Annotated in this window: 10 protein-coding genes; 6 read left to right on the plus strand and 4 right to left on the minus strand. The window is 69.2% G+C overall.

The annotated features are described in order from the left end of the window. Positions 1 to 166 precede the first annotated feature (166 nt). Both tpg and tap read right to left on the minus strand, forming a co-directional pair. The gene (gene tpg, locus OG534_RS38455) at positions 167 to 721 is read right to left on the minus strand and encodes a telomere-protecting terminal protein Tpg (protein ID WP_326594327.1); all 555 of its coding nucleotides are present in this window, start codon (positions 719 to 721) and stop codon (positions 167 to 169) included. A 5-nt stretch (positions 722 to 726) separates the two neighbouring features. Beyond that, entirely contained in the window at positions 727 to 2,817 is a 2,091-nt protein-coding gene (gene tap / locus OG534_RS38460; protein WP_326594328.1) for a telomere-associated protein Tap, read from the minus strand. Between the two features lie 272 nt (positions 2,818 to 3,089). On the opposite strand from tap, the gene OG534_RS38465 reads away from it, so the two are divergent. The 6 genes from OG534_RS38465 to OG534_RS38490 all read left to right on the plus strand — a co-directional run bounded on the left by OG534_RS38465 (position 3,090) and on the right by OG534_RS38490 (position 9,701). Continuing rightward, the gene (locus OG534_RS38465) at positions 3,090 to 3,377 is read left to right on the plus strand and encodes a phosphopantetheine-binding protein (protein WP_326594330.1); all 288 of its coding nucleotides are present in this window, start codon (positions 3,090 to 3,092) and stop codon (positions 3,375 to 3,377) included. Between the two features lie 21 nt (positions 3,378 to 3,398). Then, complete coding sequence (locus tag OG534_RS38470; protein ID WP_326594332.1) at positions 3,399 to 4,625, plus strand: beta-ketoacyl-[acyl-carrier-protein] synthase family protein; 1,227 nt, start codon at positions 3,399 to 3,401, stop codon at positions 4,623 to 4,625. Between the two features lie 569 nt (positions 4,626 to 5,194). Next, positions 5,195 to 6,100: an SDR family oxidoreductase gene (locus tag OG534_RS38475; protein WP_326594334.1), complete on the plus strand. Its 906-nt coding sequence runs from the start codon at positions 5,195 to 5,197 to the stop codon at positions 6,098 to 6,100. Beyond that, complete coding sequence (locus OG534_RS38480; protein ID WP_326594335.1) at positions 6,097 to 7,086, plus strand: 3-oxoacyl-ACP synthase III family protein; 990 nt, start codon at positions 6,097 to 6,099, stop codon at positions 7,084 to 7,086. The genes OG534_RS38475 and OG534_RS38480 overlap by 4 nt, the downstream gene beginning before the upstream one ends. A gap of 1,061 nt (positions 7,087 to 8,147) precedes the next feature. Then, entirely contained in the window at positions 8,148 to 9,383 is a 1,236-nt protein-coding gene (locus OG534_RS38485; RefSeq protein WP_326594337.1) for a PP2C family protein-serine/threonine phosphatase, read from the plus strand. A gap of 87 nt (positions 9,384 to 9,470) precedes the next feature. Continuing rightward, a complete protein-coding gene (locus OG534_RS38490) occupies positions 9,471 to 9,701 on the plus strand; it encodes a hypothetical protein (protein ID WP_326594339.1) in 231 nt (76 codons plus the stop codon). A gap of 210 nt (positions 9,702 to 9,911) precedes the next feature. On the opposite strand, the gene OG534_RS38495 is transcribed toward OG534_RS38490, so the two are convergent. Together OG534_RS38495 and OG534_RS38500 are read right to left on the minus strand one after the other, a co-directional pair. Then, positions 9,912 to 10,466, minus strand: a complete 555-nt coding sequence (locus tag OG534_RS38495) for a hypothetical protein (protein ID WP_326594341.1) — start codon at positions 10,464 to 10,466, stop codon at positions 9,912 to 9,914. A gap of 461 nt (positions 10,467 to 10,927) precedes the next feature. Beyond that, entirely contained in the window at positions 10,928 to 11,119 is a 192-nt protein-coding gene (locus OG534_RS38500) for a hypothetical protein (protein WP_326594342.1), read from the minus strand. Between the last annotated feature and the right edge of the window lie 665 nt (positions 11,120 to 11,784).

Genomic DNA, 11,784 nt, shown 5'->3' on the forward strand with positions numbered 1-11,784 from the left:
CGAGGCCCCGCATTCCGACGCATCCGCCGGGCTGACCCCGGCCACGAGCACGGGCCCGACTACGCGGCACAGGCCGAAGAGCGGTGGCGGTCACCGGCATGGTGACCGCCACCGATTCCTGGAGCGGTAGGCCCTGCTCCAGGGGGATGCGCCCGCCCGGCCCCTTCTAGAAGGAGACGTCGATGTAGTCGATGTCGGTGAATTCGACTTCGAGCTGGTCGGCGCGGGTTCCGCCGTCTTTGAAGTAGATGTCCTGGAGTCCTTCGGCGACGATGGCGCGCAGTTCCGGATCTGGGGCGCCCTGCTGCTGGGCGTCGAAGAGGCGCTGCGCGTAAGCCGGGGGGAGGTGGACGGTCAGCCGGCGCATCCGGCCGTCGTCGGTGGTGCCGACCGGGGCGGTGTACCCGAACCGTGCGCGGGTCTCGACGGTGATGCCCGTCCGGGTGGCGGCTTCTTTGCGGCGGCGGTTGCGCACCACAGGCTGCCAGCGTGCGCGCACAGCGGTGTCGATCCGGTCGGTGATCGCCTTCGGCGGGGTTTTGCGTTCCCCGGTGCGGTAGCGCTCGATGGAGCGCTGGCTGACGCCGAGCTCGGCGGCCACGGCCCTGGTGGTCTTCAGCTTGCCCATCAGGAAGTTGATGCGGCCCTTCAAGGTCTTGGGTGGCTCCCGCGTGAACGTCTCGCGGTCCGCGCGTTCCAGGGCCTCGTCGATGTCCCCCACGGCTTCTATTCTCCTTCGTCCAGGACGGCGTCGCCGCCCTTGATGTGGCGGGCGGGGTTGAGGCCCTTCTCCATGAGGTCGACGGCCCACGCCATCTCCTGGACGCCTTCGACCTTCGCGAGGCCCGGCGTCGTCCCGAGGCGGAAGGCTCCCGGGAGGGGCTTGCCGGACGTGGTGTAGGGCAGGAAGTCGAGCGGGGACGGTCCGGGGCTCGCGTAGACGACGCAGTCCGACAGCACACCGAGCGGGTACCGCCCCGTCGCCTTCGCCGTGTTGGCCATCTTGCGGTGCATGTTGACCCGCGCCTTCGAGATGACCGCGGCCCGGATGTCGGGCCGCCAGGTCGGCCGCTCCAGCGCCGGCCACCGCTCCCCGTCCCGGTAATGGCGTCCCTGGGGGCGTTCGCGGAGCTTGCCGATGCCGCCCTTGACGGTCGCCTTGATCGCGGCCAGCACAGCCGCCATCCCAGGGTCGACGTCCTTGTGGTGCTCCATCGCGGCGAGGAACTGCCGGTCGTCCAGATCAGCGGTCACACCGAGATCGGCGAGGGTGTCGGCGTAGGCGGTCTTGAGGCGGTCGTGCCACGGATCCAGATAGGCGCCGGTCTCCCTGCGCAGGAACGCCTCGATCGGGGCGACGTCGAAGCCGAGTTCCTGGGCGTAGGCGACGGTGTGCGTCTGATACCAGGCCGGCCCCGTCGGCCGCTGCCCGGACGGCGTGAACGGCGACGGCAATCGCGGGTCCAGCTCGATCCCCGACAGGTCGACCAGCCAGGAACCGGGGATCTTCTTGTTGAACTTCGGCGCGTGGAAGTGGTCGGGTGCGGACAGGCCGACGACCAGACGCGCGGCCGCGGCGAGGAACGCGGCGTTCAGATCCAGGCCGACCGCATACGGCAGCAGACACTCCTCATCCGACAGCAGCTCGACATCACGCACCCACTGGTACGCCTCTTCGTCCAGGAACCCGCCGGTCCACCCCTGCGCGACCGGGTGCTCTTGCGGGGCTTCCGGCGGGGCGGGGTCCATCGGCTCGGTGCCGAGCGAGCCCGGGTTGTAGGCGGCCTCCCACTCGCCGGTGGTCTCGTTCTTCACGGCGCGGGTCGGCGGACGCAGCGCGGTCATCAGCTCCAGCCCGGCAGTGGCGGTGGAGCCGCGGGGAGTGATCACCCGGGCCGCGTACGTACCCAGCACACGGGCGACCTCGGCCGGCTCCATGCCAGCGACACCGGGCCAAGCCCGCGCATCCAGCGCGTCCCACGACAGGACCGCGAGCTGCACACACTGCCGCTGCCCGGCCTGCGCCGGACGGTAGATCCGCGCCCACGGCCCGAACCCCCGCTTGGTGAGCTTCCACTTCGCCTTCGCGATCTGCTTGACGACCGGGTGATCCTCGGGCAGACGCAGAGAACGGCGCTGCTCGTGGCCCTCCAGCCGCTCGGGCAGCCCCAGCCGTACGGCGGCCGACGCGGTGAGTACGACCAGCGGATCGGAGTCCTTGCCGTTGCGGTTCAACCGCGGCGTACCGAGCCCCGACTCCTTCAGCGTCCACTCCACCAACTGCGGGATCGTGCTGGCCGGGCAGTCCAGCACGATCCCGTTGACGCCGTACGCGCTCCCGTCACCATCCAGCACCACGAGCGGGCCGTGCGGGAATCGCGGGTCGACGGGCGCCGGCGTGGCGGCTTTCCGCGCCGGTCGACGCGACGCCGCAGACGGCCCGGCCTTCACGGGCGCCTTCACGACTGGCTCCGGTGCAGCGACGATGGCGGTGGTGGCCGCCTGGGTGGTTTGCTCCACGGGGCCGGTGAATGCCTCCGAAACGGCGGCAGGATCGGATGCGGCGGGTGAGGGGTACCGCTCGGCCCAGCCATCCAGCAGCCGCAGATAAGCCTGCAGGCGTGGCGGGCGTGGCTCGGAGCGGCCGTTCTCCCAGTTCTTCACCGTCTGCGGCGTCGACTTCAACGCGGCCGCGAGCCGCGCCTGCGTGATGCCGGCCGCCTCACGCAGCCGCGCCCGCTCCGCCGGAGCCGGCAATCGCGGCTCGCCCTCCAGCAGGGCGTCCACCGCGTCGAACAGTTCTTCCTGGCTCGGCATGGCCCACCTCCACCCCGAACCCTAGCAAAATTAACCCCACCCAAATATTGGATTTAACCCGTAACCTACTCGTTTCCACCCTGCCGGGTGCCCGATCTGCACTCCGGGGGCGACGCTGGACCCCAAAGGTCCTTTGCAACGCAGCCGCTGCGCTCCTCACCGCCTTGACCTGGCGGCCCGCCGAACCGGTACCTGCTAAGCGGTGTGATCGTTAAGGGCAGTCATGAGTGGCGCGCCAGTATTTCAACTGATCACCCAGCACGGAGGCCCGCATGTCTGATGAATTCGACACAGCTGAATTCGACTGTGACTCGCTCATCCAACTGCTGCGAGAGGAGTTCGCCGTCCCCGCAGATCGGCTGCGCCGCGACGCGACGCTGGAACAGGTGGGACTGGACTCCCTGGCACTGCTCGAGGTCGTAGTCGTCCTCCAGGGTCGAGCAGGAGTACATCTGGAAGACGAATTCTTCGACATCCGCCCCTCCGACACCCTGGAGCGCGCCGCCGAAACTCTGAAGACAGCGCTGTCGGCGAGCCCTGTCCCTGCCGTCAGGCCGTAGAGGGAACACCGAGGAGAAGGCGTGTTCACCGACGGCATCGCCGTGACAGGAATCGGCTTGGTCACGCCCGCTGGCCTGGAAGCCGAGACGTGCTGGTCGACCCTCTGCGCCGGGCGCAGTGTGGCCGAGGCGGATCCGGCCCTTGCCGGACTGCCCGTGGACTTCTCCTGCCGCGTTCGTGGCCTCGACGTCGTCGGAGAGATCGGCCCCCAACGAGCACGACGCACCGACAGATTCACACACCTGGCGCTGGCTGCTGCCCGACGAGCCGTGGTGGACGCCGGGCTGGATCCAGGGGCGTGGGCATCAACGCGTATCGGCGTCGTTCTCGGCGTCGGAAGCAACAGCCTGGAGACATACCCGGCGGAGTTCAGTCACCTGACAGAGGGACGACCCCAAGCTGTCTCGCCCACTGCCGTACACCGCAGCATCCCGAGCAATCCCACAGGAGAGATCACGCGGGAGCTCGGCACACTGGGGCCCGCTTTCACGGTGTCGAGTGCCTGCGGCTCTGGCGCGACCGCACTGGGCATCGCACGCGATCTCGTGCGGGCCGGCTCGTGCGACATCGTTCTGGCCGGCGGCAGCGAATCAGCCCGCTCCCGCATGACCGCGACCTGCTTCGCGCAAATGCGCGCGCTGTCGCGCCGTTCCGCCCACCCCGCCTTGGCCAGCCGCCCCTTCGATACCGACCGCGATGGATTCGTCCTGGGCGAAGGTGCCGCATTGCTCGTTCTGGAACGCGCCAGTCACGCACGGCGCCGCGGCGTCACCCCCCGCGCCATCCTCCGCGGCTTCGCTTCCACCTCCGACGCACACAGCGCCACCGCACCGCACCCCGAAGGCGCCGGCGCAGAACGCGCCATCCGCGCCGCACTGTCCGACGCCGGATGCACCCCCAGGGACGTCGGACACATCAACGCCCACGGCACCTCGACACGCCTGGGCGACGCGATCGAGGCACAGCTCCTGCACCGGCTGTACAACGGTGCCACCCCTCCGGTTACCGCAATCAAGGGTGTGATCGGCCACGCTCTCGGCGCTGCGGCGGCCATCGAAGCGGCCATCACCATCCTCAGCCTGCAGAGACAGCGCGTCCCTCCGACCGCGAACCTCATCGCCCAGGACCCAGCCTGCGAAATCGACGTCGTCACTGGCGGGCCACGCACCTGCTCCATGGACGTAGCGATCTCCACCTCCTTCGGCTTCGACGGCCACAACTCAGTCCTACTCTTCTCCGCACCCTGACGCGTCAACACTTCCCGTGCCACCAGCAGCAGCAGCCGCCAGGACACGGCAGCGCTGAACGTCACCATCACGGCGCCGCACCAGCGCCACCAGCCTGGGAAACGCACCTGCCATGAGCACTGCTGGCACGGCACAGGCAGCACCCCTTGACGGGAGTATCAAGGTCAAATACTGGCCAGGGATCTCAGTTACTGATTTCGTCGAATGAGTCGTCCGTGCTGGTGGTGAACCCGTGGCGAGGACGAACTGCGTGGGGACCCCCTGTCTGGTCCGCCGGCCTGCGGGCCGACTCTCCTCGTGGGGCAGTCCAGGCAGGCTCTGCGATCCCACGGTCTTCACCCCACCGAATACCGGCAGCCGCGCAAACGTCCCGGACCTGGTCGTAGGCGCGACGGCCCAACCACAAGCGGTTCGTGCTCATGCTCACCAAGGGTGACCCCGACCTGCGAGGGAAGGCTCGCAGTGATTCCGCGGCGAGGCCACAACTGCGCTTCATCCTGGTCGTTGCCCACTGAGCGGTGGCACACCAGGTGCCGGGACGTCTGTGGACCCTCGGGAGTGACGTACGAATGGCGATGGATACCTCGAGCGGCCGGCGGGTTCAACGCAGTGTGCTGGTTACGGGGGCAACTGGGGGGATCGGCGCGGCGACGGCGCTGCGGTTGGCCGGCTGCGGTTTCGATGTGATCGGTACAGCGCGCAGCCAGGAGAAGGCGGACGGTCTGCTCGCTGCCGCCGCGGCGCGGGGGCAGCGGCTGAGGACGGTGGTACTGGATGTCGCCGAGCCGTCTTCCTGCGAGGAGGCGATTGCGCGTATCGCGGAGATGACGGGGGGTGTCTTGTGGGCGGTGGTGAACAACGCCGGGGTGCCGCAGGCCGGGGCGCTCGAGGACGTGAGTGATGAGCAGGCCCGGTACCTGCTGGAGGTGAACGTTCTGGGGGCCATGCGGATCTGCCGCTTCGCCCTGCCGCAGATGCGTCGACGTGGTGAGGGTCGGATCGTGAACGTGTCGTCGGGTCTCGGCCGAGTGCCCTGGCCGCTGGGCGGCTGGTACAGCGCGAGCAAGCACGCGCTGAGCGCGCTCACCCACTGCCTGCGCGTGGAGATGGCGCATGCTGGCGTCCGCGTGTCTTTGGTGGAGCCTGGAGCATTCGCCACCGCGATGCTGGACCGGGCGGTCGACGATCTCGCCCAGGTCGACCGAGGCGGGGCGGCGGGCTACGACCGATCGCAGTCTCTGTTCGGGGCTGTCAACGCACGTGTCCCCGGTCCCGAGCCGGTCGCCCGGATCATCGAGAAGGCGCTGACCTCCCCCCGGCCCAAGGCCCGGTACACCGTCGGCTTCGACGCCCGCCTCCTGGTGCCGCTTCACACCGTGTCACCGCTGTGGCTGTCGGACTGGGTGAAACACACGGTCAGCGGCCTGCCTCGCCAAGCACCGGCGCATGCCGACGTGGTGAAGGAGTTGGCATGAGTCTTTACAGCCGCATCACTCAGGTCGCCGTCCATCTGCCTGACGACCGCCAAACCGCGCGAGCTATCGAGGACCGGCTGCATGAGCACAGCGGTGTACGGGTTCCGGCCGGCTTGCTGCAGAGGCTCTACGGGCTGGAAGAGCGCGTCGTCGCCGCGGACGGCGACTTGCCCTCCGGCCTCGCCTCCCATGCCGTCGGCCGTGTCCTGACCCAGGCAGACCTCGAACCGGGCGAAGTCGACCTGCTGCTGTTCGCCGCGGTCAGCGCCGACGTCCAGGAACCCGCCAACGCCCACATCGTCGCCGCCCAGACCGGACTGTCCTGTCCAGTCTTCGACGTCTCCAACGCCTGCAACAGTGTCCTGAACGCCCTGGAGGTCGCGGACGCCTTCATCCGCACCGGCCGTTACCGGCGGATCCTGATCGCATGCGGGGAAACCCTCAGCCGCCTCAGCCGATGGAACCTGACTCCCACCACCCTGCGCACCGGCCTGACTTCCCTGACCGGCGGGGACATGGGAGCCGCCCTGCTCGTCGAAGCCTCCCCCCGGCCGGGCATCATCGCTCACACGTTCATGGCCAACTCCGCGGGCTGGCCGGCTGCCACCCTCTTCAACCCCCACCACGCCCCCGACGGCCCGCCGGGACTGCACATCGACTCCGAAAAGCTCCTCGCCTCCTTTCTCGGCATCGACACCCGCGCCGCGCAGTGGCTGAAGGAACAGCACGCCGATCCGAACGAACACGGTCTGGTCTGCCTCCACCAGCCGTCAGTCCCCTTCGTCCGCACCTTCTGCGAACGCCTCAACATCCAGCCCGACACGGTTGTGCCCACCTTCCACCGCACCGGCAACATGGGTGCAGCCACCATCCCCCTCCAACTCGCCCACGCCGCCGACCAAGGCCGACTACGCCCGGGCACACAGGTGGTCCTGTTCGGTATGGCCAGCGGCGCCAGCGGCGGCGTGATGCTGATCAGCTGGTAGGCACCAGCTGGTAGACGCCGTGGCCCCCGCGCTCGCGATCGTCGCCGGGAAGTCGACCGTGAGTTACTGAGTGGCTTCGTTCGAGGGGCGGGGTCTTGTGCGCGCAGGCGGATGGCGCGGACACGGGCGTGCTGGGGACCGACCAGGTCGTAGAGCTCGTACGCGGTCGCGGCGATCGGCGGGTGGGGCGGTGGCTTGCGGGGGTGCGGCTGCTGGTGCTGCTACTTCGGTCGGCGTAGCGGACGGACAGGGCCAGTCCGCCCCCCGGCTTGATGCCCGTCACGCAGGCGGCGGCGACCTGCGCAGCCAGATCTGTGGTGACGGCTCGGTCCTCGAGTCATCGGAGCATTGAACGATGAAACCAGGGGGTCAGTGAATTGGTCCGCCGTGGCCACGAGCGCGCGACGCAGGTCCACAGAAGTTGATCCGAAACCCAAACCCGTTCTGGCTCAACTTGTGTGAGCTGCGCTGTGCGCGCCGAGCCCGCGTCCCCTGACCTGCTGGTTCTCGTCATTCAGGGTCCCGTCGTACTAGCGTCGAAACGGCACCACAGCAGTTGAGCCGGTACCTGAGAACGGGCGGCAGCGTGCAACAGGAGCCGCGAGACGACGTCGCAGCCGCGCCGCCGGTCTCATGAGGTGTGGCTGCCTTCCGTGCGCCGTTCCCTCTACGCAAGATCACCCGCACCCGTGGTCTTCGTGATCGTTTCACCTTGCGTGAAGACTCCGGCAATTCTCATCGCCTCGGCGCTCGGCGCTGCTGCCGCCCTCGCCCTGGCCACGCCCGCAGTAGCCACCCACGGAAGCGCGGCCCCAGCCGCAGTTGCGTCGCAGTGGCCCGGTGGGACCGACGCTCGCTGGGCCGACTGAGCCGAGCTGAGCGCGTTGGGAGTCGGGTTCCCGTGGCCTGGCCAGCAGAGCCATAGGGTCCGACTCCGCATCTTTCAAGGCCTTTCCTAGGCGACCGCTACAGCGCATGGCCTACCCGGACCCTCCGCGTCACACCGGGCCCTGCGGGAACGCACTCGCGCAGCACGACGGCCCACCCTGAAGGGGGAATCGGTGAGCACTTCCGAGATCGACTTCGAGGCGGTCTTTCATGCCTTGCCGGGCGCCGTTGCCCTGCTGAGCCCGGACCTGGTGTTCGCCGAAGCCAACGACGCCTACCTGGCGCTGTCGGGCCGCACGCGCGAGCAGGTGGTGGGCCGCTACCTATTCGACGTCTTCCCCGACAACCCCGACGACCCGGCTGCGAGCGGCATGCGCAACGTGGAGGCGTCCCTGCGCAGGGTCGCCTCCACCGGGGAAAGCGACAGCATGGCACTGCAGCGCTACGACGTGGAGGACCCCGAGCGGCCGGGGGTGTGGGAGGAGCGGTACTGGAGCCCGGTCAACGTCCCGGTGCGCGGTCCGGACGGCGCCGTGGCGATGGCGCTGCACCGGGTGGAGGAGGTCACCGCGCTCATCCACGCCCGCGGCACCCGCAGCGGCGATAAAGACCGGGTCCTGGAAGCAGAGCTCTACACCCGCGCCCGGGAACTCCAGGACCTCAACCAGCGCCTGCGCGAGGCCCACGCCCGCGAACGCGAAATCGCACTCCACCTCCAGCAGTCGATGCTGCCCGCACCCGGCCCGCTCGGCCACCGCGCAGCGGTGCGCTACCGGCCCGCCACCGGCTCCCTCAACGTCTGCGGCGACTGGTACGACCTGATCGACCTGACCGACCTGCCCCACCGCGACCACACCGCCGTCGCCGTCGGTGACGTCGTCGGCCACGGACTGCACGCCGCCGGCGTCATGGGCCAGCTTCGCAGCGCCCTGTCCGCCGCCTCCCGGGTGGCAGCCGGGCCCGCCCAGGCCCTTGAAGTGCTCGGCCTGTACGCCCGCCATGTCGACGGCGCGGAGTCCGCCACCGCCGTTTCGGTGTTCGTCGACTGGGCCGGCCACACCCTCACCTACAGCAGCGCCGGTCACCCGCCGCCCCTGCTCTGCCACCCGGACGGCACCATCACATTCCTCGACCAGGCGACCGACCCCCCACTGGGAGCCCGCCCCGAACACGTACCCCGCCCCCAGAGCCAGGCCGCCTTCACCGACGGCTCCACTCTCGTCCTCTACACCGACGGACTCATCGAGCGCCGCCACGAAGACATCGACACCGGCCTCCACCGGCTTGCCGAATCCCTCACGCGCCACCGCACCGCAGCCCCCGAGCAGCTCGCCGACGCCCTCCTGGCCGATCTGATCCCGCCCGCCGGCATGACCGACGACACCGCCCTGGTCGTCCTCCGCCTCTGACGACAGGCAGGCCGGTGCGTGGGCCTGGAGAGTCGGGTCCGTCGGCGCCAGCACGCGGCGGACCCTCGAGGCCGAGGGGGAACCTCTTTGTCCGCCAACGAACAGCAGCAGCCCGCGCAGCAGCCCCAGCTGGCCCACCCGGCTTCGCAGGGCATGGACCCGGTGCAGACGCTGCTCCTGGTTCTCGTGATCGTCATCGTTCTGGCTGGTACGGGCTACGTGTGCGTCGTCCACCCGTCGTTGACCGCCCAGATCGGGGCAGTGGCCACCGTGGGGGCAGCATTGGCCGCAACGTTCGCCCTCATCCGCCGGAGGTGACGTTCTCCCGGCCGAGCCGGGAACCCAGCAACGGCGAGGGCCGCGCACCCATCGGGTGCGCGGCCCGAACGCCGTTGTCAGAGGAGGGGCGGTGTCGTCGCGGGGCACTGGGCGGCCAATCAGTCAAAGCACAACCACTGTCTGGGGCAAGCAGTACCCCCGGGCCGCCCCAACCGCCGCGGGCGCGGGGCCGCCGGGCCGGGTCGTTTATCAGCAGTACTTGTCGGCCGCTGCGGAGGCTCCCTCGTTCCAGGCCTTGTCGTAGGCCGAAGGCGCAGTGAGGCTTCGTGACTGGTGCCGCTGCCTGGCCTGGCAGTTCTCCTTGACCGCCGTGTAGCCGTCGGTGTAGCCGGTGGTCCTCTCCTCGTTGTGGTTCGGGGCCGGGAAGTTCTGCTGGTGCTTGGTCACCGTGGCCGTCCTCCTGATGTTGCCGAGGCGGTCCTTCAGGGTCTTGGTGACCGTGGTGGTCGTAACGACCTTGACCTTGTTGCCGTGATGGTCCCTGGTGGTCTGGGTGACCGTTTGGGTCTTCGTGGTCAAGGTCTTGCCGTTGGGCAGGTTTCGGGTCGTGGTCCCCGTCTCAATTTTGGTGGTCGTGGTGTTGCGGCCCGTGTGCTCCGGCTGCTCATGTACGGTCTGCGCCGCTGTGACCTGCGAGGGTGCGGGCGCGGCGAAGGCGGTGGTGGGCAGGAGCGCTCCACCGGCGGCGAGGGCCCCGGAGGCGCCGAGGAGGGCGAGACGCTGGGTCAGGGTGGTACGGGTCATGAGGGTGCTCCTTGACATGCGAGACGACCGGGCGGCCGGAGGACCGGCCCTGCCCGGCGGGACCCTGTTGGGCCTGAATCCATTGGGCCTCAGCGACCGCTTGCTGGTCATGACCCTGAAACTCGGGGCTTGACGGGCACCCATCTGTTGGACGGAGGGACCGCGGTGGTGATGACGGGCCGGCAGCGCCGTGTCGGCGCCGCCGTGCCGGCGGAGGGCGGCGCTCACCACCCGCCCCGCGCCCAAGGGGCGCTGCACGCCCCGGTGGCGGCCTCTTGCCCGCCTGCCAGACGTTTTCCCTGGCGGGGGCGGGTGAGAGGCGGTCAGCGGGGCGTTTGAGGCCTCGCGCGGGCCCTCTCCTGTTGCTGAAGACGGGCCCCGCCGCCACCGGGCCCTCACCCAACCCGTGACGTCAATCCGTCATACCGGCCAGTACCGCTCGATTTCGTGACGGCTCTTCGTCACGACCGCTGCGCCCGACTGGCCGCGCGCCTGCGCCACGCCCGCGACCGGCAGCGGCCGGAGCAGTACACCGCGTCCTGGCGGCGGCCCCCGCCGGCGAACGTGATCAGGCCGCATTCCGGGCAGGTCAGAAGGCTGATCATGCGGGTATCGCCGTTCCACTCCGCCTCGGCCAGCATCAGCCCGAGCACCCAGGCATGGTCCGCTGTGCGCCGGTCTCGGTACGCCTGGGCCCGGCACGCGTCACCGCAGTACCGGCGCCGTGCCGACGTGCTCCTAGGCAGTCGCGTGGTGTGTGGCGGGTTGGTAGTGGCGGAAAATCCCGGATCCTACACAGTGCATCCTGCTGATGCAGGGGCTTGGCAGGCTGGTCAGGAAGTCGGGCCCGGCGTTTCCCTCAGGGTGTCCCCGATTTCCGCCATTGGTACATGCTGCATCACCCCGGAAGGGGGTAGGCTGTGCACCTCCGATATCTCTGTCGGGGGTGAAGGGTGGAGCGCAGCGGAGCCCTTCCATTCGGGTGGGTTTGAGTTCCTGTCAGGTGTCGGCCCGTCACCTCTCGTCCTGGGGGGTGGTGGTGGAAAATCCCGGATCCTACACAGTGCCCGCAGGTGATGCACCCTCCCTCGTTGCCAGCGGCGGCGTAGCCGCCTGGGCAGGAGCGTTAGCGGACGCCCTGCCCAGGGAGCGCAGCGGACCGGGCCGGAGTCCCGCTTGCGGGGCTCCCCCTATTCGCGCTTGCGCGAATAGGCACTCCCTTTAGAATTCCGCTTGCGGAATTCAATTCCCGCGCTTGCGCGGGAATTTGGCGGAGCGTCAGCGAAGCCTTTCACTCTTTGGCGGCTTGCCGCCAAAG

Source organism: Streptomyces sp. NBC_01294 (assembly GCF_035917235.1).
Taxonomy (GTDB): Bacteria; Actinomycetota; Actinomycetes; order Streptomycetales; family Streptomycetaceae; genus Streptomyces; species Streptomyces caledonius.

Excerpts from the sequence above, each read along its gene's own strand:
- tap (WP_326594328.1), bottom strand. The coding sequence starts at position 2,817 with ATGCCGAGCCAGGAAGAACTGTTCGACGCGGTGGACGCCCTGCTGGAG.
- OG534_RS38465 (WP_326594330.1), top strand. The coding sequence starts at position 3,090 with ATGTCTGATGAATTCGACACAGCTGAATTCGACTGTGACTCGCTCATC.
- OG534_RS38475 (WP_326594334.1), top strand. The coding sequence starts at position 5,195 with ATGGCGATGGATACCTCGAGCGGCCGGCGGGTTCAACGCAGTGTGCTG.
- OG534_RS38480 (WP_326594335.1), top strand. The coding sequence starts at position 6,097 with ATGAGTCTTTACAGCCGCATCACTCAGGTCGCCGTCCATCTGCCTGAC.
- OG534_RS38495 (WP_326594341.1), bottom strand. The coding sequence starts at position 10,466 with ATGACCCGTACCACCCTGACCCAGCGTCTCGCCCTCCTCGGCGCCTCC.